22 protein-coding genes are annotated in these 21,860 nt (G+C 72.6%); 12 read left to right on the top strand and 10 right to left on the bottom strand.

Annotation, left to right across the window (positions count from 1 at the left end):
• Positions 1-342 precede the first annotated feature (342 nt).
• Positions 343-963, bottom strand: coding sequence for a 3'-5' exonuclease (locus tag QFZ64_RS13395; protein WP_307071683.1), 621 nt, complete (start codon positions 961-963; stop codon positions 343-345).
• Between the two features lie 229 nt (positions 964-1,192).
• Between QFZ64_RS13395 and QFZ64_RS13390 the strand changes: the two genes are divergently transcribed.
• The 3 genes from QFZ64_RS13390 to QFZ64_RS13380 all read left to right on the top strand — a co-directional run bounded on the left by QFZ64_RS13390 (position 1,193) and on the right by QFZ64_RS13380 (position 4,922).
• A complete protein-coding gene (locus QFZ64_RS13390) occupies positions 1,193-3,754 on the top strand; it encodes a hypothetical protein (RefSeq protein ID WP_307065393.1) in 2,562 nt (853 codons plus the stop codon).
• A complete protein-coding gene (locus QFZ64_RS13385; RefSeq protein WP_307065390.1) occupies positions 3,726-4,037 on the top strand; it encodes a hypothetical protein in 312 nt (103 codons plus the stop codon). The genes QFZ64_RS13390 and QFZ64_RS13385 overlap by 29 nt, the downstream gene beginning before the upstream one ends.
• A 69-nt stretch (positions 4,038-4,106) precedes the next feature.
• Entirely contained in the window at positions 4,107-4,922 is an 816-nt protein-coding gene (locus tag QFZ64_RS13380) for an immunity 49 family protein (protein WP_307065388.1), read from the top strand.
• Positions 4,923-5,251: 329 nt separating this feature from the next.
• On the opposite strand, the gene QFZ64_RS13375 is transcribed toward QFZ64_RS13380, so the two are convergent.
• Positions 5,252-5,860 (bottom strand): TetR family transcriptional regulator, encoded by a 609-nt coding sequence (locus tag QFZ64_RS13375; protein ID WP_307065386.1) that lies wholly within the window; start codon positions 5,858-5,860, stop codon positions 5,252-5,254.
• Between the two features lie 149 nt (positions 5,861-6,009).
• Positions 6,010-6,972 (bottom strand): NADP-dependent oxidoreductase, encoded by a 963-nt coding sequence (locus QFZ64_RS13370; RefSeq protein ID WP_307065384.1) that lies wholly within the window; start codon positions 6,970-6,972, stop codon positions 6,010-6,012.
• 347 nt (positions 6,973-7,319) lie between these two features.
• On the opposite strand from QFZ64_RS13370, the gene QFZ64_RS13365 reads away from it, so the two are divergent.
• A complete protein-coding gene (locus QFZ64_RS13365) occupies positions 7,320-8,276 on the top strand; it encodes a LysR family transcriptional regulator (protein ID WP_307065382.1) in 957 nt (318 codons plus the stop codon).
• Between the two features lie 31 nt (positions 8,277-8,307).
• On the opposite strand, the gene QFZ64_RS13360 is transcribed toward QFZ64_RS13365, so the two are convergent.
• The 4 genes from QFZ64_RS13360 to QFZ64_RS13345 all read right to left on the bottom strand — a co-directional run bounded on the left by QFZ64_RS13360 (position 8,308) and on the right by QFZ64_RS13345 (position 12,563).
• Positions 8,308-9,216, bottom strand: a complete 909-nt coding sequence (locus QFZ64_RS13360) for a cyclase family protein (RefSeq protein WP_307065380.1) — start codon at positions 9,214-9,216, stop codon at positions 8,308-8,310.
• 141 nt (positions 9,217-9,357) lie between these two features.
• Positions 9,358-9,822 carry a DUF3592 domain-containing protein gene (locus QFZ64_RS13355; protein ID WP_307065377.1) on the bottom strand — a complete coding sequence of 155 codons (465 nt, stop codon included), beginning with the start codon at positions 9,820-9,822 and terminating at the stop codon, positions 9,358-9,360.
• A gap of 69 nt (positions 9,823-9,891) precedes the next feature.
• Positions 9,892-10,908 carry a hypothetical protein gene (locus QFZ64_RS13350; protein ID WP_307065375.1) on the bottom strand — a complete coding sequence of 339 codons (1,017 nt, stop codon included), beginning with the start codon at positions 10,906-10,908 and terminating at the stop codon, positions 9,892-9,894.
• Between the two features lie 236 nt (positions 10,909-11,144).
• Positions 11,145-12,563 carry an MFS transporter gene (locus QFZ64_RS13345; protein WP_307065372.1) on the bottom strand — a complete coding sequence of 473 codons (1,419 nt, stop codon included), beginning with the start codon at positions 12,561-12,563 and terminating at the stop codon, positions 11,145-11,147.
• Between the two features lie 184 nt (positions 12,564-12,747).
• On the opposite strand from QFZ64_RS13345, the gene QFZ64_RS13340 reads away from it, so the two are divergent.
• The 3 genes from QFZ64_RS13340 (at position 12,748) to yidC (ending at position 14,574) form a co-directional block, all read left to right on the top strand.
• On the top strand, positions 12,748-13,299 hold the full coding sequence (locus QFZ64_RS13340) for a helix-turn-helix domain-containing protein (protein WP_307065369.1): 552 nt from the start codon (positions 12,748-12,750) through the stop codon (positions 13,297-13,299).
• A 55-nt stretch (positions 13,300-13,354) separates the two neighbouring features.
• Positions 13,355-13,666 carry a DUF6412 domain-containing protein gene (locus QFZ64_RS13335; protein WP_307065367.1) on the top strand — a complete coding sequence of 104 codons (312 nt, stop codon included), beginning with the start codon at positions 13,355-13,357 and terminating at the stop codon, positions 13,664-13,666.
• Positions 13,667-13,839: 173 nt separating this feature from the next.
• Complete coding sequence (gene yidC, locus QFZ64_RS13330; protein ID WP_307071682.1) at positions 13,840-14,574, top strand: membrane protein insertase YidC; 735 nt, start codon at positions 13,840-13,842, stop codon at positions 14,572-14,574.
• Between the two features lie 142 nt (positions 14,575-14,716).
• On the opposite strand, the gene QFZ64_RS13325 is transcribed toward yidC, so the two are convergent.
• Positions 14,717-15,814: a Gfo/Idh/MocA family oxidoreductase gene (locus tag QFZ64_RS13325; protein ID WP_307065365.1), complete on the bottom strand. Its 1,098-nt coding sequence runs from the start codon at positions 15,812-15,814 to the stop codon at positions 14,717-14,719.
• Positions 15,815-16,076: 262 nt separating this feature from the next.
• Between QFZ64_RS13325 and QFZ64_RS13320 the strand changes: the two genes are divergently transcribed.
• From QFZ64_RS13320 to QFZ64_RS13310, 3 genes are all read left to right on the top strand, one after another.
• On the top strand, positions 16,077-16,856 hold the full coding sequence (locus QFZ64_RS13320) for an HAD-IIA family hydrolase (RefSeq protein WP_307065363.1): 780 nt from the start codon (positions 16,077-16,079) through the stop codon (positions 16,854-16,856).
• A gap of 196 nt (positions 16,857-17,052) precedes the next feature.
• Positions 17,053-17,430 (top strand): hypothetical protein, encoded by a 378-nt coding sequence (locus QFZ64_RS13315; protein WP_307065362.1) that lies wholly within the window; start codon positions 17,053-17,055, stop codon positions 17,428-17,430.
• Between the two features lie 5 nt (positions 17,431-17,435).
• Positions 17,436-18,116 (top strand): class F sortase, encoded by a 681-nt coding sequence (locus QFZ64_RS13310; protein ID WP_307065360.1) that lies wholly within the window; start codon positions 17,436-17,438, stop codon positions 18,114-18,116.
• A 53-nt stretch (positions 18,117-18,169) separates the two neighbouring features.
• Here QFZ64_RS13310 and QFZ64_RS13305 read toward each other — a convergent pair whose 3' ends face one another.
• Positions 18,170-19,087, bottom strand: a complete 918-nt coding sequence (locus QFZ64_RS13305; protein ID WP_307065357.1) for a helix-turn-helix domain-containing protein — start codon at positions 19,085-19,087, stop codon at positions 18,170-18,172.
• Between the two features lie 123 nt (positions 19,088-19,210).
• On the opposite strand from QFZ64_RS13305, the gene QFZ64_RS13300 reads away from it, so the two are divergent.
• Positions 19,211-20,197: an aldo/keto reductase gene (locus QFZ64_RS13300; protein ID WP_307065356.1), complete on the top strand. Its 987-nt coding sequence runs from the start codon at positions 19,211-19,213 to the stop codon at positions 20,195-20,197.
• Between the two features lie 51 nt (positions 20,198-20,248).
• Here the strand turns inward: QFZ64_RS13300 and QFZ64_RS13295 are convergent, their stop codons facing one another.
• On the bottom strand, positions 20,249-20,839 hold the full coding sequence (locus tag QFZ64_RS13295) for a TetR/AcrR family transcriptional regulator (RefSeq protein WP_307071681.1): 591 nt from the start codon (positions 20,837-20,839) through the stop codon (positions 20,249-20,251).
• Positions 20,840-20,939: 100 nt separating this feature from the next.
• Here QFZ64_RS13295 and QFZ64_RS13290 point away from each other — a divergent pair, with 100 nt between their 5' ends.
• A complete protein-coding gene (locus QFZ64_RS13290; protein ID WP_307065354.1) occupies positions 20,940-21,836 on the top strand; it encodes an NADP-dependent oxidoreductase in 897 nt (298 codons plus the stop codon).
• The last annotated feature ends 24 nt before the right edge of the window (positions 21,837-21,860 follow it).

Raw genomic sequence — 21,860 nt, 5'->3', positions numbered from 1 at the left:
GCGCGTTACGAGACAGTGGCAGGGGGCTTGGCGCGACGGTGAGCCGATGGTGCGCTCCTTGTACGCCGTTGATGCGGGCGCCGAGTCGCAGGGCGCCCAAGGCCGCCCGGTGTTCGTATGTTGGCGGTTGCGGGGTAAGCGTCAAGAGCGCCCTTCGGCGTCGGCTGCGCCGATTTCGCTGCGCTGCACTCTTGACTCTCACCCCTCCACCGCGGGGAGCCGTATGGCCGGGCGGCCCGGAGACGGGGCGGCGGGGACGGTGGGTGTGTGGTGCTCGCCGTAGCCGGGTGTCAGTGAGGGGGGAGGTGTTTGCGCCCCGGCCCTGTGTACGGCGATTTGGACTCACTTGGATCGGGTGGTTCTGCTGGGCCGGGTGAGTGTGTCAAGCGGGGGGAGGTCGACCGTGGTCGGCCAGAGGCCCTGTTCGGACAGGTGGAGGACGAGGGCCGCGATGTTCCAGGCGTCGTCCTCGCCCCGGTGGTGACGGCCTTCGAGTCGCCGCCCGGCGATCTCCAGAGCCTGTGCCATGCCGGGGCGTTTGCGCAGGCCGTATGCCTCGGTGAAGACCACCTTGGCGTTGGTGTGGTGGCGGCCGAAGGGGTAGGGCGTTCCTGTCGCCTGGCACTGTCGGGTGAACTGGTGGCGGTCGTGGTCGCCCCAGCTGATCCACGGTCGGGTGCCTGCGTGGTGCTCGGTCGCCAGCATTTGGCACGCCTCGGCGAAGCCGACCCCCTGGTCGACTTCGTGGGCGGTGAGGCCGGTCAGCTCCGTGCAGAACTCGCTGACCGTGGATCGGACGGGCCTCACCAGAATCCGGTGCCGGGCGAGGCGCTCACCGGCCTTCAGGTCGATGACGGTCAGTCCGACCTCGATGATCTCGCTGACCGCGCCGGGCGGCCGGGAACCCGCCCAACAGGTCGCTTCGACGTCCACGACATGGCGCACCGGCTGTGCTGGTCGCAGTGGCGACGACGCCACCAAGCCCGGGCCAAGACCGCCCACTACCGGCGCCAGGACGCCCAGCCAGCATGAAGACCAAGATCTACGGCTGGAGTAAGCCGCGTGATCAACGACTTTGCCCGGGCCCTGGTAACAACCCTGGGGCGGTGTCAGCACCTCTTTGTATGATGATCTGAACTTGACGCGAGTTCGTCCGACGGGAAGACCCACGGACACACGGGGGTGAAGACGCGTGATCAAGCCCGAGCAGATACCGCAGTTCACGGGCGACCTGTTCCAACTGGAGCTGGCGCATCAGGGGCTGAAGACGGACGCGGGCAATGTCCGCACGACCGGCAGCGACGTGCACGCGAAGTTCCAGGGTCTGTCGGCGTACTACACGGCTCCGGAGGCGGAACAGCTCTTCGCGTCGACGAAGCCGGTGAAGGACCGCGCGGACGACTTCGCGACGGGCCTGGAGACGGTCTCGTCGGCCCTGTCCTCGTACGCGACGGAGATCCGTCCGCTGGTGTCGAAGCTGGTGGAGCTGAAGACGAAGGCGACGACGTTCGTCAACTCGGTCAAGGACGACGACGACTGGGAGTACGACGGGGACAAGATCGAGGAGCACAACGGGATCCGCGACGAGATCACGACGACGGTCGCGGCGTTCTGGGCGGCGGAGCGCACCTGCCACAACAAGATCACGGGGATCTTCGGCGGCACGCAGATGGTGGCGGGCGACGGATCGGACCGCAAGGACCAGTACGGCTTCAACGCGGACGACCTGAAGGGCGCGAAGCTTCCCTGGGGCGACCCGATGGAGGAGAAGCACCACGCCTGGGAGATCGGCCACTGGGTGAAGTCGTTCGTGTGGGACGGCCTCATCGTGGACGGTGTGTGGGGCACGATCAAGGGCCTGGGCACGCTGGTCGGCTTCGGCGGCTGGGACGCGATGGGCCAGGCATGGAAAGGCCTGGCCCAGTTGGCCACGGGCCTGGCGATCGCCTCCATCCCCGGTGTGGGCACCGCGTTCTGGGCCCTGCCCGACGACAAACTCCCCGCCTGGATCCGCGACTCCCGTACGGCGGTGAAGGAGACGGGCAAGGCGCTGGTGGCGTGGGACGAGTGGGGCAAGAACCCCGCGCGTGCGGCCGGCGCCGTCACCTTCAACGTCCTGACGACGGTCTTCACGGGCGGCGCGGGTACGGCGGCGTCGGGCGCGGGCAAGGCGGGCGCGATCGCCAAGGCGCTCTCCGTCGCCGGCAAGGCGGGCAAGGTCATCGACCCGATGACGTACGTCATGAAGGGCGCCGGCGCGGGCCTGTCGAAGATCGGTGACATCAGCAAGGCCCTGAAGGGCATCGGCAACATCGAAATCCCCAAGCTCCCGGAGAACGCGATTACCCTGCCGGAGGGCGCCCTGAAGCTCCCCGACGGCACGTTCCACCTCCCGGAAGGGGCGGCGATCCCGGAGGGCGCGGTCAAGCTGCCCGACGGCAACTTCAAACTCCCCGACGACGTGCCCGCGCTGCCCGAGGGCACGACCAAGCTCCCGACCGAGCCGGGCGCCCCGGCCCGCTACTGGGACCCGGAGGGCAACCTCCTGGACGAACACGGCAACGTCCTGCAGAAGACCGCCGACGGCCCCGGCGACATCGTCGACCAGCCCAACCTGGACGACCTGGGCGAGAACGGCCCGGCGAAGTCCGGCGCGGACAACCCACACACCCCGACCCCCATCAAGGAACCGGCCCTGGTCGGCGCCGGCGCCCACACCGCCGAACAGGCCGGCCAGCACATCAAACTGGGCAGCGGCCTGGACGACATCGGCCGCGTCGGCGACGACGCGACGCACACCCCGGTGATCCACGCCGGCGGCGAGCCCCCCGTCGTCCATGCCGGTGAGCACCTCCCCGGCGGGCACGCGGGCGACAACCTCCCCGGCGGCACGGCCGACCACCTCCCCACCAACGAACTGGACAACCCGGTCCACACCGGCCACAACGACACCTCGGGCACCCACCACCCCGACGCCCCGGGCCACACGGACGACGTCACGACCCCGCACCACGACGGTCCGGGCACACACGGCCACGACGCGGAGCCGCCCGCAAGTGGAGGCGGCGCGGACGATGTGGGCCGTGTCGGTGACGACGTACCCGATCATCCAGGCGAGCCCGACGACGCTTCGCACCGGACCGAACACCAGCCGGACGACGGCACCGGTTCCAGCTCACATGAAGAACCCCACGAGTTGACAGCCGAGGAGCGGAAACGGCTCCAGGACGAACATGTCTGGAAGGCCAACCACGACCCTGAATGGCGCGAGGAGAACTACGACGCCCGGGGACACCGCCTGGACAAGAGCAAGATCGTCGACGGCGTCGAGCTGCCGATCCTCAAGCAGTTGCCGGACGGCAGTTTCATAGCCAAGCACGACCTGCCCCACGGTCCGTCGGAGACAAAGGTTCGGCAGGAAGCCGTTCGGGCTCGACACTGTTCACCCCTCACAACTCCCGGATCTCGACAAGATCGCGAAAGATCGCGTTGCCGGAATGGAGCTCACGAGGGCGGAGAAGATACATCTGGACCATCCTTCCCCGGAGACGGAGGCCGCGCTCAAGGAAGCGCAGGATGCCTATCGGGATCAGGTCGGCGACGTACCGAACAACAGCAAGCTGGGCGAGAAACTGGGCGAGTCGGCGGCAAGGCAGCACGTCATCCCGAATCTGTTCCCGAAGGCAGACTGGGTCGATCTGCCCAGAACACCCAACGGCGCCAACATGTTCGACGATCTTTACAAACTCGATGACGACGGGAAATACGCCATCGTCGAGGAAAAGGCGCCGTCTGCAAGCCTCGACTGGCGCGACGGTGCCGGCGACATGGGCCAGGGCATGCGGGTCAAGCAGGGCACGAAACAGTACGTACACACCATCCTCACCCTGATGTGGAAGAGAGGCGGAGAGGACCGGATCATCGCCGACAAGCTCTTCGACGCCCTGGAGGATGGAAAGCTGCAGTACGTACTGGTCCAGGCGAACAAGAACAGTGGCTCCTACGCTGGTGCCGTACTGGAGCACTTCAAGATCTAGGACAGGAGAGTCCCAGTGGTTACGCGCGTCCTACGGCACGACTTCCCCCTGGAAGGTTTTCGGGACGACGTGCAGTCCCTGGTCACGAGTACGAACCGGGTGATCGACCGGCTCGAACGATCCGAGATGTCCCGGTCCCGGGCTCTGGAGACCACACTGACCGTGGCGAAGTCCCTGTGCGCGGATGATCCCGAGGCCACGAAATTCTCGACGTGGGAGGCGTGGATCACCGCGATGCAGGTCGGCTCGGCCCTCTTCGCCGCCGGCACTGCCACCGAAGGGCCCGTTCCGTGCCGCATCGGAGTCGACGGCGACATGAGGAACCTGCCGGCCACCGGACCTCAGCCCTATCTGCACGCAGGTGCCTGGCTCACCTCGTGGTACCTGGCCACCATCTGCCGTGACAACAGTCGTCTTGAGCAACTCGCACACGTGCCCGTGTCGTTCCTGCGCGCCTCCGGTGCCGAGTTCGACACGTACGTCTACGACTGGGTGGAGGCCCTGCAGAATTTCTGGAACGGCCGGGCCGACCTCATGTGGGAGAAGGTTACGGCAGCTGTGAAGGGTACTGACCCCGCACGTGTCCGGATCGCCGACCAGGAACTGCTCTTGAAAATCCTCTACCCGCCGCTCGAACTCTTCCACTTGTACCAGCGCCAGGAAACCGAGCGGTTCAACGAAACACTCGCCAACGCTCTCCAGTGGCACAAGGAGTACTGGACAGCCGACGAGGAGCGGAGCCGCAGCAGTGACGGGTTGGTGGCCCTGGGGCCACTGGCGCTCGCCTGCATGACCCGTGACGCCGATATGCCGATCGAGGTCGAATCCGAGTACCTGCCCAGGGAACTCCTGAATTTCGGCTGGGTGGGCGAGGTAGAGTCGTGACCTCATGCGCACCGTCCGTCGACGCAGGCGTACGCCTCCACCCCTGAGACGAACATGTCTACTACTGTGCAGGGCGCCCAAGGGCCACCCGGCGATTCGCAGGGTGGCAGTTGCGGGGTGAGGGTCAAGAGCGCCCTTCGGGCGCCGACTGCGCCGATTTCGCTGCGCTGCACTCTTGACTGTCACCCCTCCACCGCGGGGAGCCGTATGGCCGGGCGGCCCGGAAGCGGGGCGGCGGGGGCGGCGGGGTGGTGGCGCTCGTCGTTGCCCGGGTGGCTGTGGGTGGGGGCGTGTTGGGCTGGGGTTCGCCGGGTTTCGGGTGCCGGGGGTCAGGCGTCGTGGCGTCCCGGGGGTGCCGACAGGCCGTTGATGAGGAGCGTGCAGACGGACTGCAGTGCCGGTTCCGTTTCGGGGGCGTGCCAGTCGGGGGCGTGGGCCGGGTGGTGGTAGGCCATGGTGGCGTTGAAGAGGGTGTGGGCCGCTGCGGTGGGGTCGGTGGGGGTGAAGTCGCCGGTGCGGACGCCGTCGGTGATGATGCCGCGCAGTTGCCCGATGAGGTCGGCCACGTGGTCGGTGGCCGCGGCTCTGTGTTCGGCCACCAGGATGCTGAAGGTGGCGAAGAGTTCCGGGTCCTCGGATGTCATGTCGCGCTTGCAGGTGAAGAGTGTGGTGAGCCAGGCGCGTAGGCGTTCGGGAGGTGGCAGGCGGGTGTCCGTCGCCAGGGGCTCGAGGCCCTCGTGTGCGCGGCTGATCCAGCGCCGGGTGACGGCTTCCCGCAGCGCCGTCTTGGACGGGAAGTGCCGGTAGACGCTGGCGTGGCTGACGCCCAGGGCCCGTGCCACGTCCCGCACCGTGGCCTTCTCGGGGCCGTGGCGGCGCAGCACGCTCTCGGTGGCGGTCAGTATGGCCTCGGCGTCCAGTGTCCGCGTGGTGCTCATCGCCGGCCGCCGCCGTGCACGGGCGTGTTCGACATCCTCATGACGCCCAGATTCTCATGCGCCCGGTCCGGGCTCCGGGGTGGTCGGGGATCGTCACCGGGCCGGGCGCTTTCCGCGTCGCTTCACCGAGGGCGCGGTGGGTGTGCGGGTCAGGGGACGAGTACGAGCTTGCCGGGGGCGTGTCCCGCGAGTCCGGCCTTGTGTGCCTGTGCGGCCTCGGCGAGGGGGAAGACGGTGTCGACGACGACGCGGAGGGTGCCGGATCCGGCGCGGTGGACGAGGTCGGCGCGGGCGGCCGCCCGGACTTCGGTGCCGGCGTCCTGGCCCGGGCCGTAGCCGATCAGCTTGATGCCGGCCTCGACGCGCCGGTCGGGCCCGGTGAGCGAGACGATCCGGTTCCGGTCGGCCACGAGTTCCAGCGAGACGTCCAGTGCCTCTTCGGTGCCGGCGAAGTCGGCGGCGGCGTCGACACCCTGCGGTGCGGCGGTGCGTACCCGGTCGGCGAGCCCGGGGCCGTAGGCGACGGGGGTGGCGCCGAGCTCGGTCAGCAGCGCGTGGTTGCGCGGGGCGGCGGTGGCGATCACCGTCGCCCCCCGGGCGGCGGCGAGTTGCACGGCCATCAGGCCGACCCCGCCGGAACCGCCGTGCAGGAGCACCGTGTCACCGGCGTCCACCGCGACCGCGTGCAGGGCGTGCGCCGCGGTGGTGCCGGTCAGCAGGAGCGATCCCGCCTCCGGCCAGCCGAGTCCGGCGGGCTTGGGGAGGATCGAGCTCGCGGGGGCCGTGACGTAGTCGGCGTAGGCCTCCGTCACGGGGAACACGATGACCTCGTCGCCGACCCGCACGCCGGACACCTCGGACCCGACCTCGGTGACGACGCCGGCGCACTCCAGCCCGAGCGAGGGCAGGGAGGCGGTGACCCCGGCGGACTCCTTGAGGTCCTCGTCCACGGCGTGGAACGTGCCGCTGTAGAGCTTCCAGTCGACCGGGTTGACCCCGGCGGCCCGCACCTCGACGACCACGGTGTCGGCCGCCGCGCGGGGGACGGGCACCTCGGTCACGGTGAGTACGTCGGGAGTGCCGTAGGCGGTCGGGCGCACGATCCTGGGCATGGCTGAACTCCGGTTCCGGTGCTGGTGGTTGGGGGGCCCGCGCGTCCGCCCGGCGAGGTCGAGGTCGAGGTCGAGGTTCGGGGCCGGGGTCGAGGGGCGTGGTCGAGGTTCGGGGCCGGGGTCGAGGGGCGTGGTCGAGGTTCGAGGCCGGGGTCGAGGGGCGTGGTCGAGGTTCGAGGCCGGGGCGAGGGCCGGGCCAGGGCGGGTGCGGGTGCGGCCTGGCGGCCGTCGGGAGCGGTGCGTACGTCCGGTCCCGCAACTCAGTATTCGTCCGGTTCGGACATGACGTCCAGTGCATCATTGGCAGATAGTGATTGCGCTGCACGCACTCATGGGGAGGGGCGGCCGTGACGGAGGAGCTGGATCTCAACCTGCTGCGCGTGTTCGACGCGCTGATGGACACCGGCAGCGTCGCCGAGGCCGCCGGGCGGCTGCACCTGTCCGCGCCCGCGACCAGCAGGGCGCTGAGCCGGCTGCGGCGCGCCATGGGCGACCCCATCCTCGTCCGGGCCGGGCAGCGACTCGTCCCCACGCCCTTCGCGCAGCGGTCGGCGCCGCGGGTCAAGGCGCTGCTCGAGGCCGCCGCGGAGCTGCGGGCCGACACCGCCGGCCGCGACCCCCGGTCCTGGCAGCGGGCCTTCTCCATCCGCATCAACGACGGGCTCGCCCCGGTCCTCGCGCCCCGGTTGACCCGGCGGGTCACCGCGGACGCCCCGGGAGTCCTCCTGCGGTTCGTGGCCCAGGAGTCCAAGGAGCCCGACCTCCTGCGCGACGGCTCGATCGACCTCGACATCTGCGTGGCGGGCCCGCCGCCCCCGGACGTCCACACCTCGACGCTGCTCACCGACCGCTTCGTCGCCGTCGTCGCCGCCGATTCCGCGCTGGGGCGCGCGGCCCGGCTCACCGTCGACGACCTGTGCGCCCGTCCGCACATCTCCGCCTCGCGGCGCGGCCTCGCCCGGGGGCCGCTCGACGACGCGCTGGAGCGGGCGGGGCGTGCCCGCCGCGTCGCGGCGGTCGTCCCCTCCTACGCCGTCGGCGCCCTCATGGCCCTGGAGGGCGACTTCATCTGCCTCGTGCCGCGGATCACGGCCGCCCACCTGGTGCAACGGGGCGTTCCGCTGCGCCTCCACGAGGTGCCCTTCGACCTTCCCGCCGCCGACGTCCAACTCCGCTGGCACCGCCGCGTCGACGAGGACCCGGCCTCGCGGTGGCTCCGCGAGCGTGTGCACGGTGCGGTTCGGGCTCTTGCCGCCGAGCCGGGGGGAGTGGCGGGCGGAGCGGCGGGCGGTGTGGCGGGCTGAGTGGTGGTCAGGGGGGTGCGGGCGCGGGGTTTCAGAAGACCGCGAGCGGGTTCACCGGTACGCCGGTCAGGCCGTGGATGCGCGGGGGCGCGACCGTGAGGAGGAAGGCGTAGCGGCCCAGTTCCGCGCAGGTGGCGGCGAGTTCGTCCACCTCGGCGGCGTCGATCAGGGGCATGCCCAGCAGGGGCAGGCCGACTCCGTGCAGCGGGGCGGGGCAGGCGGGGTCCAGCGCGGGGTGCGCGTCGCCGATGTCGCCGGCGTAGAGGGAGACGCCGCGTGCGTGCATCCAGCGCACGGCGTCCAGGCTCATGCCGGGCATCGGGCGGGCGGGATCGGGTGTCATGTCCCAGCCGCAGTGCACCACCAGGGCGTCTCCCGGTTCCAGCCGTACGCCCTGGCGCTCCTCGGCGGCGTCGAGATCGCGGGAGGTGACCGCGTGGCCGCTGGGCAGCGGGCCGTCGGCCGCCAGGTCGAGCAGGACGCCGCGGGTGGCGATCCCGTCGGCGAACGCCGTGGTGGAGCCGTGCCGCGCACCGGCCGGCGTCACGCTCTCGGCCAGGGGGCGCCCCGGGTAGACCTGGCCGTCGCGCGGCATGTGCGCCAGTGCGTCGAGGTGCGTCGAGCGGGGGTGGTGGTTGGTGACGATCATGATCTCGGCCGTCGCCATCGCGGGGGAGCCGGTGTACACCAGCACCTGCTGGACCGGGGAGGCGTCCTGGGTGGAGGGCGCGAACGGGCCGCTGAGGAGCGGGGTCGGCCGGATCGGCACCGCCAGTGAGACCGTACGGCCCGTGCGGACCTCCGCGGCGCCTCTGGCCCGGGCCTCGTCGGTGATCAGGTTGAGCGTGCCGCGTTCGTCGTCCTCGCCCCAGCGGCCCCGGTTGCTCGGCAGGTCCTGGGCGTCGCCGCTCGGGGCGGCCGTCGTGTCTCGTGTTTCCATGCGGGCGACCGTACAACGGTGGGGGTACGGATTTCATAAAGCGTACTCCGTACGCATGGGCTCAACGGGCGGGAGCGTGCGCCCTGTTGGGGCCATGGGCAGACGGCGCGGTTGCGGTTGGTCAGGTCGGGCAGGTCGGTTTCAGGGGGTGCCGAGGGTCGCGTGGAGGAGTGTGAGCACGCCTACGGCCACCCCGAACGTCGTGAACGCCGCGCACCACACCAGGTTCGTCGTGGGCGAGTACGCCTTCGCCGTCCGGACGACCACCGCGCGACGGGGGTCCCTCGGGTCGTAGCGGAGGTGTACGCGGGTGCCGCGGTGCAGGGCGTGCGGGGAGGCGTGGTTGAGGGGGACCTCGCGGTAGGTGTGGGTCGCGGGGGCGCCGGGACGGTCCGGCGGCGGGGCCTCGTAGCGGATCTGTGGCGGGTGGTACGACGGGCCCACCCGGCGGGCGTCGTTGGCCACCTCGCCCCGCGTGCGTATGCCGGGGACGCCGAGCAGGCGCAGGGAGCGGCGGGCGCGCAGGGTGGCGCGGGTGCCGTGGGCGCCGATCGCTGTCCACAGTGCGGCGAGGAGGAGGGAGGCGGACAGGCAGGGGAGGCTCACGCCCGGCCTCCTTCTCTCTCCCTCCCTCCGGCCCTTCCCGTTCGGTGTTGTGCCGCGTCGGTCCGGCCCTTACGCATTGGCCCCGTGGCAGGTCTCGTACGGGGTGTCCGAGGCGCACCAGCAGGTGGTGCCGCGCTGCGGGGGCCACTCCGTGGCCCGGCCGCGGGCCGCCAGGGTCGTCGCGTACTGGGGGAGCAGGGCCGGGTCCGACGGGGAGGACGCCTCGGAGGCCGCGAACGCCTCGTAGGAGGGGACCGTGCCCCGGACGATGCCCAGGTTGGGGGTGCCGGAGGACGCCAGTTCGCGCAGCGAGCGCTCTGTCGTCGCCAGGTGCTCCTCGTGCGAGGGGTACTCCGCCGCCAGCGCCGGGTACGCCGCGAGGAGTTCCGTCAGCTCCTCCTTCGGCCAGTGCAGGACCGCCACCGGGAACGGGCGGGACAACGCCTGGCGGTACGCGCCCAGTTCCGCGCGCAGGCGGGAGATCTCCGCCTCCAGCTCCGCCGGGTTGTCCGAGCCGAGCGACCAGACCCGCTTGGGGTCGTGCAGCTCGTCGAGGGAGACCGGGAGGTCGTGCAGGGTGTCCGCCAGCAGGTCCCACTCGTCGTGCGCCGCGCCCAGCATGCGGCGCACCCGGTGGCGGCCGAAGAGGAGGGGGTGCGCGGACTGCGGGGGCTCCGCCTCCCGCGCGATCAGCAGGGTGGCGCCCTCGGTGAACGTCTCCTGCGCCGCTTCCAGTTCGTCGTGCTGCTCCAGGGACTCCGCGACGATCACCCACGCGGCCGGGTCGCGCGGGGCGGCGGCGCGGACGCCGTCGATGATGGCGCGGGCCTCGGCCTCGTGGCCGTACTCCCACAGGTTCGACGCCTTCAGGGCGCGTACGAGGTGGGGGTTCTCCAGGGGGTGGGAGGAGGCGAGCAGGCGGTCGTAGAGCGCGGTGGCGCCGGGGCGGTCGCCGGACAGTTCCCGGTGGGCGGCTGCCTGCAGCAGCAGGGCCTCCGCGTCCTCGGGGTACAGACCGGCGGTCCGCTCCAGGCGGGCCGCCTCCGCGGGGTGGTCGACGTTCTCGGCAGGCGTGTCGGGGCGCATGCGGACACGGTACTGCCGGGGGGTGACATTGGAGAGGGGGGTGGGGTGGCCTCCCTCTCCTTGCCGTACACGGGGCTCCGCCCCTTGGTCCCGGGGGCGCCTATGGGGCGGGGGAGTGGGAAGCGCCTTCCAGCTCGGGGGTTTTTGCCTCGGCGGGTGCGGGTGCGGTGCGGGTGCGTCGTGGTTGATCGCGCAGTTCCCCGCGCCCCTTCGGGGGGCGCCCCCACACGCGCGCCCTACTTCAGCGTCGCCACCGTTGCCGCGCCCGCGCCCGCCAGGACCACCGAGACCAGCATCGCCACGTCCGCCCCGTGGGGCAGCGAACCCGACGAGGTGACCAGGGCGATGGTCAGCGCGACGCCCGCGCAGGAGCCGATGTAGCGGCACGTCTGCTGGGCGCCCGAGCCCATCGCCGCGCGGTCCGGGGGGACCGAGTCGACCGAGACGAGCGGGAGCGCGGCGTTGAGCAGCCCGCTGCCCACGCCGCTCACCACCAGGCCGGGCAGCAGCCGGGTCCAGGAGCCCGCGCCGAACGCGCCCAGCATGGTCAGGACGCCGACCGCGTGCAGCACGAAGCCGAGGGCGAGCTGGTGGCGCGCGGCGATCCGGCCCGAGAGCCGCTTCGCCTGGAGCGCGACCGCGAACGACAGCCCGGACCAGAGCAGGATCAGCCACGCCGAGTCCAGCACCGACAGGCCCAGGCCCCGCTGGAGCAGTGCGGGCAGGTAGCTGAACATGCCGATCACCGACAGGCCCGTGAACAGCCCGGCCGCCGACGAGCCGAGGAAGCGCGGCCGGCGCAGCAGGGACAGGTCGATCATCGGCTTGCGGGAACGGCGTTCGATCAGGGCGAAGGCGGTGAGCAGTACGACCGTCGCGGCCAGCAGCAGCCACACCGGTGCGCGCAGCCAGCCGTCGCGGCCCAGGGTGAGCGCGGCGACCAGGGCGACCAGGGCGAGGCTGAAGACGGCGGCGCCGGGCAGGTCAGGGCGGCCGCCGCGCGGGGCGCGGGACTCGGTGAGTGTCCGGGGGCCGAGGGCGGCGATCACCAGCGCGGCGGCGCCGAGGACGCCGTAGACGAGCCGCCAGCCGGGCAGCACTCCGGCGAGCAGCGGGCCCAGTGCGATGCCGCCGCTGACGAACGCGCCCCACACGCCCGTCGCGTGCAGCCGTTCGCGCGGGGTCGGGAAGGCGTGGACGAGGAGGCCGAGGCTGCTCGCCAGCAGGGCGGCGCTGGCCGCACCCTGGGCCACGCGGGCCAGTGTGAACAGCCAGGTGGAACCGGCGAACGCGCCCAGCGCGGTGGTGATGCCGAGGGCGAGGGTGCCGGCCAGGAAGACCCGGCGGCGACCGTAGTCGTCGGCCAGGCTCCCCGCGACCAGCAGCAGCGCGGCGAGCCCCAGCGGGGTGCCGTTGAGCAGCCACGCCTGCGCCGACAGGGAGGTGTGCAGGGCGGCCGCGGTGTCGGGCAGCGTCACCAGCGGCGTGGTGTACGTCATCAGCGCGACGGCGGTGGCGGCGCTGGTCAGGGCCAGGGTGGCTGTCGGGCGAGGGGCGGCGGGGGCCTCGGCGGCGGGAGGTGTGCGGGGAGCGGGAACGGCGGGGGCGGACGCCTGGTCCACCGCGCCGGACGCGGGGCGGTCCAACTGGGGCATGAAGGCCTGTCCTTGGAGGTCGGGTGCGTGGGTCGGTCGGGGCGTCCCCCCGGCCCGGGTGGAGAAGTGAGCCCGGGTGGAGAAGTGAGTAAGTTCAATGAGCGAACCTTCAATGCCCGCAACCCTAGCACGGGTCGGTTCGTTCATCGAACCAACAAGGGGAAAAGGTGGTTACAGTGGGGGCATGGCACTGGGCAAGGACTACGCGTCGCAGGACTGCTCCATCGCCGCGGCGCTGGAGGTCGTCGGTGAGCGGTGGACGCTGCTTCTCCTGCGCGACGCGTTCTTCGGCGTGCGGCGGTACAACGACTTCCTCGTCCACCTCGGCATCCCGCGCGCCGTCCTCGCCACGCGGCTGCAGACACTGACCGCCCACGGCATCCTCGAGAAGCGGCGGTACCAGGAGTCGCCGCCGCGCGACGAGTACGTGCTCACCGCGCGCGGCCTCGCGCTGTGGCCCACGCTGCGGGCGCTCGGCCTGTGGGGGCGGCAGCACGTCACGATGATCCAGCGGCGCGTCTTCCGGCACGCCGTGTGCGGCACGGACCAGGAACTCGGCCCGTACGGCGAGTGTCCCGCCTGCGCGGTCGTCGTACCCGTCGAGGACGTCGAGATGCTGCCGGGCCCGGGCATCGACACCGACCCCGCCGACCCCATCAGCCGCATCCTGCTCCGCCCCCGACGGCTCCTGGACCCCGTCGTGACGGAGCCCGCACCGGCCGGCGATCGGGTATAACGAAGGGCAGGCGAACAGCGGAACGAGCAACGGCACGGGGAAGGGGGGCCTGGTGATGTCCGGCACCCGTGCGCGTCTGCGGCCCGTCGCCGCGCTGCTGTTCCCGCTGTTCCTCGTGCTCCTCCAGGCCGCCGTGCTCGACGCCGGCGGGCTGCCCGCCGCCGCCGCCCTCGCCGCAGTGGGTGCCGCGCTCGTCACCTGCGCGGTCCTCGCCGCACGCTGCGTGCCCGCCGTGCCGCCCACCCGGGTGCGTACGGCCCTGCGCGACCGCGCGCACCGTACGGCGTTCCTGCCGCAGCGGGACCCCGACGCCTCCGGCCGTACCCGGCCCCGGGCACCCGGACGCGCCCTCGCGGCGACCGCGTAGGGAACACCGAACCCCGGCACACCGTGCTGCCCGGGTCCGCCGTGCCCCGGCGCGGGTCGTCATGCCGACACGCACCTCACATCCGGCACGACGAGAGCCCCGGAGGGTTCCCCATGTCCACCTTCATGTCCGCCGACATGCCCACCTCCATGTCCCCTTCGCTGTCCGCTTCGATGTCCGCCTTCGCGGGGGTCGTCGAGCACTTCGCCGACCTGCTGCAGCCGCTGTTCCACGGGTCGGCCACGGCCGCCGCCGTCGTCCTGTTCACCGCGCTCGTACGACTCCTCGTCCATCCGCTCTCCCGGGCCGCCGCGCGCGGTCAGCGGGCCGGGGCGGCGCTGCGGCCGCGCATCGCCGAGCTGCGCGTGCGGTACCGCGGCGACCCGAAGGCGTTCCAGAAAGCGGTGCTCGAGCTGCATGCCCGCGAACGGGTCTCGCCGCTGGCCGGATGCCTGCCCGGTCTCCTCCAGGCGCCCGCCTTCTTCCTCCTCTACCACCTCTTTTCCAGCTCCTCGATCGGCGACGACGCCAACGGGCTGCTCAGCCACCGGCTGCTGGACGCCCCCCTCGGCGGACGGTGGGCGGACGCACTCGCGCACGGCGGGCCGTTCGGGGCGCAGGGGCTGGTGTACGTCGGGGTGTTCGCCGTTGTCGCGGCGGTCGCGTGCTTCAGCTACCGGCGCACGAAGCGGGCGATGTCGGTGAGTGCGGGTGCGGGTGCCGGTACGGGGGCGGGTGTCGCAGGTGCGGTGAGCAGGGCGACGCCGTTCCTCCCCTTCTTCACCCTCGTCACCGTGGCCGTCGTCCCGCTCGCCGCCGCGCTGTACATCGTGACCAGTACGACGTGGAGCGCGCTCGAACGGGCGGCGCTGTACCGGGACGTTCCGTCCACCCTGGTCAGGGGATGAGCGGGGCGTCCGTACGATGCCGGGCCGTGTGCGGCGGCCCGGCGAGGCCGAGGGCGACCGGTAGCCGGGCGTAGCGTCGTCGTATCGCGCGACCGCCCGCGTTCCTGCGGCAGCGGGGAGGAGCGCCACAGTGAGGCGGCGGTCACAGCCGGACCGTGACTCCCTCGTGGGCCGAGCGGCGGGCTGCTTCCAGGACGTCCAGGGCGGCGGCCGCTTCGAGCGCCGTGACCGGGTTCTCGCCGGTGCCGCGGAGGGCGGCGGCGACGGCCGCGTAGTACGCCGGATAGTCGCCCGGGAGCGTCGGCTCGGGGCGGCCGCCGCCGGTCGCCGGGGACTCGCCGCTGCCGACGCGGCCCCACGCCTCCTCCGGTTCCGTGCCCCACGGCTCGGTCGTCGCGCCGGGGCGGGCGCCCTCGCGCAGGGCCGCCTCCTGCGGGTCGAGGCCGTACTTGACGTAGCCGGCCTTCGAGCCGAGGACACGGAAGCGGGGGCCGAGCTGGGGGGTGGTGGCGGAGACGTAGAGATGGGAGCGGACGCCGCTCGTGTGCGTGAGCGCGAGGAAGGTGTCGTCGTCCGCCCGCGCGCCCTCGCGGCGGACGTCGGACTCCGCGTAGACCGTGGCGACGGGGCCGAAGAGGCGCAGGGCCTGGTCGACGACGTGACTGCCGAGGTCGTAGAGCAGACCGCCGATCTCCGCCGGGTCGCCGGACTCGCGCCAGCCGCCCTTGAGCTGCGGGCGCCAGCGTTCGAAGCGGGACTCGAAGCGGGTGACGTCGCCGAGCGTGCCCGCGGCGAGGAGCCCCGCGAGGGTGAGGAAGTCGTTGTCCCAGCGGCGGTTCTGGAAGACGGAGAGCAGCAGACCGCGCTCCTCCGCGAGGGCGGCCAGGGTGCGGGCCTCGGCGGCCGTGGCCGCGATCGGCTTGTCGACGACCACGGGGAGACCGGCGTTCAGGGCGGCGGTCGCGAGCGGGACGTGGGTGCGGTTGGGGGAGGCGATGACGACGAGGTCGAGTTCGTCGGCGCGGGACCACAGCTCGTCGGGGGCGGCGGCGAAACGGAGGGCGTCGCCGTGCTCGGCGCGGGCCTGCTCCCGGCGCTCGGGGTCGCGGGTGACCACCGTGTCGAGGGCGAGGCCGGGGGTGGCGGCGACGAGGGGGGCGTGGAAGACGGAGCCGGCGAGGCCGTAGCCGATGAGGGCGGTGCGCAGGGGTGCGTGAGGTTCGTGGGTGGCGCGGGTCATGGGATCACCTTGGCAGATGGGGGTTCGGGCGGGGTCGTTCACCCCCGCCGCCCCCACCCTTCCCGTCCCTTCAAGGGGCGTTGCCCCTTGGACCCCGGGGGCGCCTTGTCGGCCGACGGCCGGTGGGGCCGGTCGCGCAGCTCCCCGCGTTCCCGCAGGGCGCGGTTCCCGCGGCCCCGTGCGGGGTGCTGCCCCCACTCGGGGGAAAATGTGATCGATAGGCTGGAGGGACATGGTTGGGCCTATGGCGGGAGATATCGACATGGCAGAGCGCAAGCCCATTGAGTCGTGGCTCACCGACATGGACGGGGTGCTCATCCACGAGGGGGTGCCGATCCCCGGGGCCGACGCCTTCGTAAAGAAGCTGCGGGAGTCCGGGCGGCCCTTCCTCGTGCTCACCAACAACTCCATCTACACCCCCCGTGACCTGCACGCCCGCCTGCGGCGCATGGGGCTGGACGTGCCGCTGGAGAACATCTGGACCTCCGCCCTGGCCACCGCCAAGTTCCTCGACGACCAGCGGCCCGGAGGCACGGCGTACGTCCTCGGCGAGGCGGGACTGACCACCGCGCTGCACGACATCGGGTACGTCCTCACCGATCACGAGCCCGACTACGTCGTCCTCGGCGAGACCCGCACGTACTCCTTCGAGGCCATGACCAAGGCGGTCCGGCTGATCAACGACGGCGCCCGCTTCATCTGCACCAACCCCGACGAGACCGGCCCCTCCGCCGAGGGCCCGCTGCCCGCGACCGGTGCCGTGGCCGCGCTGATCACCAAGGCCACCGGGAAGAACCCGTACTTCGCGGGCAAGCCCAACCCGCTCATGATGCGCACCGGACTCAACGCCATCGGCGCGCACTCCGAGACCAGCGCCATGATCGGCGACCGGATGGACACCGACGTGCTCGCGGGCATGGAGGCCGGGATGCGGACGTTCCTGGTGCTCACCGGGCTGACCCGGCCGCACCAGGTCGAGGACTACCCGTACCGGCCTTCGGAGATCGTGGACTCGATCGCGGACCTGGTGGACCTGATCTGATCGGACCCGCCCCGACCTGCCCCTCCCCGACCCGCCCCGCTCGGCCCCGACCCGACCCGCCCCGCCCCGCTCGGCGGACACGCGGTCCGAGGGGGCAGGGCTCAAACCTCGTGTCACTCGTTCGGCGGAGTGGGCGTGGTCTCCGGATGCGGGGCGGGGGGTGGCGGGGGAATCTCCAGATGTCTGGAGGTTCACGATGAGTTCGGTTTCGGTCGCTGTGCGTGCCGGGGTTCTCGTGGTCGGCGCGGCCGCCCTCGTGTCGGGGCCGGTGGCGCCCGCCGCGTACGGCGCCGGGAGCGGTGACGGTGGCCGGGCCGCGCCATTCGCCGGTGCCGCGGCCCCCGGTCCCGCCGCTGTCGGTCCTGCCGCTCCCGCCCCCGCTCCGGCCTCGCCCGTCGCGCCCGTGCCCGCCGGGGGCGGGTACGCGGCGCGTGTCGCCGGCTCCCGGTCCGCGCCCCGGAGCGGGGAGACCGGCCCCAGCCCGCGACAGTTCGCCGCCGGACTGCTGCTCGCCGGGGTCGCCGTTGCCTCGGCGGTGCCGGCGGCGCGGGTCCGCCGGCCGGGCAGGGGCTGAGTGCCGTGCGCGTACACCGTGGACGTACCCCGGGCGCCGGGCCGGGCGCCGGGCGGATCGTCGCCGGGGTGACCTGGGCGCTGGTGCTCCTCGGGCTGTGGCTGTGGGGGCAGGCGCTGACCGACCTCCGGCTCGGGGTGTCGGCGCCGACCACCGGTGACGTGGCCGCCGTCGGCCGGCCGGTCGACGTCACGCTGCCGCCCCCCGCCCGCCCGCTGACCGCGGCGGCCCCGCGACGGCTGGAGATCCCCGCGCTGGACGTCCACGCACCGGTTCTGCCGCGCGGGCTGGACGGCCAGGGGGCCATCGTGCCGCCGCCCTTCGCGCAGCCCGACGCCGTCGGCTGGTACGAGGACGGGGCGCGGCCCGGCGCCGTCGGCACCGCGCTGATCGTGGGGCACGTCGACACCGAGACACGGCCGGCCGTCTTCTACCGGCTGAGCACACTGCGGCCCGGGCAGCGGATCCGGGTCCTACGGGAGGACGACCGGGTCGCCGAGTTCACCGTCGAGGGCGTCCAGGTGCTGGCCCGCGACCACTTCGACGCCCACGCGGCGTACGGGCCGCACAGGGCCGGCCGCGCCGAACTGCGGCTGATCACGTGCGGCGGCACGTACGACGAGGCGAGCCGCACCTACACGGCCGACGTGGTGGTGTCGGCGTACCTCACCGGGATCGTCACCTGAGGAACCCCGGCCCAGGGACTCCGGCTCAGGGACTCCGGCTCAGGGACTCCGGCTCAAGGACGCGTGTCCGCCTCCAGGGGCGTCACCGGCGCCGTCGGCGCCTCGTCCGTCACGGTTCCGCCGTTCTGCTCCGCGTCCTGCGTCGCCGCCCACGTGCCGAGCAGCCGCAGCGCCTGGGCCGAGGGCGAGCCCGGCTCCACCGCGTAGGCGTACAGCCAGCGCTCCCCGTCCTGCAGCCGCAGCGCCTCCACGTGCGTGACGAGCTCCCCCACGACGGGGTGGCGGAACCGCTTGGTGCCGCGGCACCGCACCTCCACCTCGTGCTCGGCCCACCAGCCGCGGAACTCGGCGCTTGTCACGGACAGTTCCCCGACCAGGCTGTGCAGCCTCGGGTCGCGCGGGTGACGGCCCGCGGCCTCCCGCAGCACCCCCACGCTCACCCGCGCGATCATCTCCCACTCGACGAGCAGTTCGCGCGCCGACGGGTCCAGGAAGAGCCAGCGCAGATGACTGGACGACGTTGACGGCATCGGCTCGAGCCCCACCAGCAACGCCCGCCCCATGCGGTTCATCGCGTGCACGTCCCCGCGCGCGTCGACGACCATCGCCGGCGTCGGCAGGCTGTCCAGCATCAGCCGCATGCCCTCGTCCAGGGGCGGAAGCGGAGGGGCCTCGGGCGCGGGCGTGGCGACGGTCGACCGTACGAGGTTGTGCAGGTACAGCCGCTCGACGTCGGCCAGCCGCAGCGCCCGGGCGAGCGCGTCGAGCACCTGGTCGGACGGCTGCAGTCGGCGGCGGCCCTGCTCCAGGCGGGAGTAGTAGTCGACGCTCACGCCGGCCAGCATCGCGACCTCCTCGCGCCGCAGCCCCGGTACCCGGCGGCGCCCGCCGGTCTCGATGCCCACGTCCTCGGGCCGCACCCGGGCCCGCCGGGTGCGCAGGAACTCCCGCAGCTCGCCGTTGTTCGCCATGCCTCCACGGTACGGTCCGGGCGCGGCGGGGAGGGGACTTCGGGCGGCGGCGAGGGTAGGTCTGCCAGACCGAGGTTGCGGCTGCCACTGGTCGCGGCGGCGACCGCGTCCGACAGTCGAGGCATGAACCAGATCGACCAGAACAGTCAGGTCACCCAGAACAGTCAGGTCAACCAGAACAGCCAGGTCGACCAGATCAACCAGCACAGCCAGGGCGGTCGGATCAGTCAGACCTCCCCCCTCGGCGACCGGACCGTACGGCGCATCGGCTTCGGTGCGATGCAGCTCGCGGGGCCCTGGGTGTTCGGCCCGCCCAAGGACCCCGACGCGGCCCGTGCCGTGCTGCGCCGTGCGGTCGAGCTCGGCGTCAACCACATCGACACCGCGCAGGTCTACGGGCCCGACGTCGTCAACGAACTCCTCGCCGACGTGCTGCACCCCTACCCGGAGGACCTCGTCATCGCCACGAAGGTGGGCGGGGCCCGGGACGCGGAGGGCGGATGGGTGCGGGCCTCCCGCCCGGACCAGCTGCGGCGGACCGTCGAGCAGGACCTGCGCACCCTGCGGGTCGAGCGGCTCGACCTGGTGAACATGCGGCGCGGGGTCGGGGGCGGCGGCCCGGACCCCGTACCGCTCGCCGAGCAGCTCGGCACCCTGACCGAGCTGCGCGACGAGGGCAAGCTCGACCTCATCGGCCTCTCGACCGTCTCGGCCGAGGACCTGGCGGCCGCGCTCGCGGTCACCCCGATCGCCGAGGTGCAGAACGCCTACAGCATCGCCAACCGCACGGACGAGGCCGTCCTCGACCTGTGCCGCGCGCACCGCATCGCGTTCGTGCCCTACTACCCGCTCGGTTCGGCGTTCACGGGCGGCCCGGAGGCGCTGGCCGCCGACCCGGCGATCGCGGCGGTGGCCGCCCGGCACGGCGTCTCGGCCTCGCAGATCGCGCTCGCCTGGCTGCTCGCCCACTACGACCGCATGCTGCTGATCCCCGGCACCGGTTCGGTGGCCCACCTGGAGGAGAACCTGGCGGTCGACGGCATCCGGCTGGACGCCACCGACCTCGCCGGACTGGAAGCGGTCGCCCACGTGAGCGCACCGGGCTTCTGACCGGTACGCGTCGGCAGGACGGGGGGCGGAGGGGAGACCGTCCGCCCCTCCTCAGGCCGGCGGTTCCGCCGCGGACTGCCAGGCCGCCTCGATCATGTCGAAGAGTTCGTCCACCGCCGCCCGCGGATCCGCCGTCCCCCGCGCCAGCCACTGCGCGTCGACCACGAACCACGCGAGCGCCCGGCAGGCCGTCTCGGACCGGGAGCGTGACATGCCGGGCTCGGCGAGGACGGCCGCCGCCAGCGACCGTGCGTAGCGCAGCTTCATCGCCTGCTCGTACGTGCGCAGGGCGGGCGACTCGTCGATCATGCGCCAGAGGGGCGCGGCGCCGTCCCCGGTGCAGTGCCGGACCAGCGCGTGGACCTCCCGGCGCAGCGCCGCGAGCAGCGGCTCGCCCGGTGCGCGGTCGGTGACCGCCAGGGTGAGGCGCCGCTCGAAGTCCTCCTCCTGGTCGAACACCAGCGCCTCTTTCGAGGCGAAGTGGGAGAAGAGCGTGGTGACGGCCACATCGGCCTCGGCGGCCACGTCCCGGATGCCCACCGCCTCGTACCCGTGCTCCATGAAGAGGCGCAGCGCGGTGTCGGCGATCCGCCGGCGGGTCGCGGCCTTCTTGCGCTCACGGCGTCCGGTCGGGGTCGGCACTGCGGCGGTCATGGGCGGGATGCTATCAGCTCCAAAAGACTAACGGTTATCTAAAGCTATCAACTGCAAAACCCTAACGGTTAGTGCTACGTTCGGCCGCATGAAGAAAGTGAGCTTCACCGAGTACGGCGGTCCGGACGTCCTGCGACTTGTCGATGCCGAGGAGCCCCATGCGGGCCCCGGGCGGATACGTGTCGCCGTGTGCGCGGCGGGGGTGAACCCCGTCGACTGGCGGATCAGGGAAGGCCAGTTCCGGGAGATGCGCCCGCTGGCCCTGCCCGCCGGGACCGGATTCGACGCCGCGGGCGTGGTGGACGAGGTCGGCGACGGCCTCGAAGGGGAGGTGGCGGTGGGCGATCGCGTGTTCGGCATCGGGTCGGACACGTACGCGGAGTTCGCGGTGCTGTCGCACTGGGCCCGGATGCCCGCAGGGCTGACGTTCGAGGAGGCGGCCGGATACCCCTCCGTGACGGAGACCGCGCTGCGCATCATCCGTCAGGTGGGTGTGCGCCCCGGGCAGACGCTGCTGGTCAGCGGCGCGGCCGGGGGAGTCGGGTCGGCGGTGCTGCAGATCGCCCGTGAGCGCGGCATCGCGGTGATCGGCACGGCCGGGGCCGCGAACCAGGACTACCTGCGGGAGCTGGGCGCCCGTGCGACGACGTACGGCGACGGCTGGGTCGAGCGGGTGCGGCGGCTCGGCGACGTCGACGCGGCGCTCGACCTGGCGGGCTCGGGCGTGCTGCGGGACCTCGTCGCCCTGACCGGGGACCCGGACAAGGTGATCACCATCGCCGACCGCGGGGAGGTGGAGGCGGGCGTGCGGTTCTCCGGGAAGGAGGAGAACGTGCCGGAGGCGCTGGCCGAGGCCGCCGAGCTGATCGCGCGAGGACGGCTGCGCATCCCCGTGGCGAAGGTCTACACGCTCGCGGAGGCGGCGCGGGCCCAGGCCGACAGCCGGGCCGGCCACACCCGCGGCCGTCGGGTCGTCCGGGTCTGACCGCAGCCCCGCGATTGCCAAGCG

The organism is Streptomyces sp. B3I8 (assembly GCF_030816915.1).
GTDB lineage: Bacteria > Actinomycetota > Actinomycetes > Streptomycetales > Streptomycetaceae > Streptomyces.
Note: the sequence above shows the minus strand (reverse complement) of the source record. Positions and strands in the feature narration are given on the sequence as shown.

Excerpts from the sequence above, each read along its gene's own strand:
- QFZ64_RS13385 (WP_307065390.1), top strand. The coding sequence starts at position 3,726 with ATGTTCGACGATCTTTACAAACTCGATGACGACGGGAAATACGCCATC.
- QFZ64_RS13375 (WP_307065386.1), bottom strand. The coding sequence starts at position 5,860 with ATGAGCACCACGCGGACACTGGACGCCGAGGCCATACTGACCGCCACC.
- QFZ64_RS13370 (WP_307065384.1), bottom strand. The coding sequence starts at position 6,972 with ATGCCCAGGATCGTGCGCCCGACCGCCTACGGCACTCCCGACGTACTC.
- QFZ64_RS13360 (WP_307065380.1), bottom strand. The coding sequence starts at position 9,216 with ATGGAAACACGAGACACGACGGCCGCCCCGAGCGGCGACGCCCAGGAC.
- QFZ64_RS13350 (WP_307065375.1), bottom strand. The coding sequence starts at position 10,908 with ATGCGCCCCGACACGCCTGCCGAGAACGTCGACCACCCCGCGGAGGCG.
- QFZ64_RS13345 (WP_307065372.1), bottom strand. The coding sequence starts at position 12,563 with ATGCCCCAGTTGGACCGCCCCGCGTCCGGCGCGGTGGACCAGGCGTCC.
- QFZ64_RS13340 (WP_307065369.1), top strand. The coding sequence starts at position 12,748 with ATGGCACTGGGCAAGGACTACGCGTCGCAGGACTGCTCCATCGCCGCG.
- QFZ64_RS13335 (WP_307065367.1), top strand. The coding sequence starts at position 13,355 with ATGTCCGGCACCCGTGCGCGTCTGCGGCCCGTCGCCGCGCTGCTGTTC.
- yidC (WP_307071682.1), top strand. The coding sequence starts at position 13,840 with ATGTCCGCCTTCGCGGGGGTCGTCGAGCACTTCGCCGACCTGCTGCAG.
- QFZ64_RS13325 (WP_307065365.1), bottom strand. The coding sequence starts at position 15,814 with ATGACCCGCGCCACCCACGAACCTCACGCACCCCTGCGCACCGCCCTC.
- QFZ64_RS13320 (WP_307065363.1), top strand. The coding sequence starts at position 16,077 with ATGGCAGAGCGCAAGCCCATTGAGTCGTGGCTCACCGACATGGACGGG.
- QFZ64_RS13315 (WP_307065362.1), top strand. The coding sequence starts at position 17,053 with ATGAGTTCGGTTTCGGTCGCTGTGCGTGCCGGGGTTCTCGTGGTCGGC.
- QFZ64_RS13305 (WP_307065357.1), bottom strand. The coding sequence starts at position 19,087 with ATGGCGAACAACGGCGAGCTGCGGGAGTTCCTGCGCACCCGGCGGGCC.
- QFZ64_RS13300 (WP_307065356.1), top strand. The coding sequence starts at position 19,211 with ATGAACCAGATCGACCAGAACAGTCAGGTCACCCAGAACAGTCAGGTC.
- QFZ64_RS13290 (WP_307065354.1), top strand. The coding sequence starts at position 20,940 with ATGAAGAAAGTGAGCTTCACCGAGTACGGCGGTCCGGACGTCCTGCGA.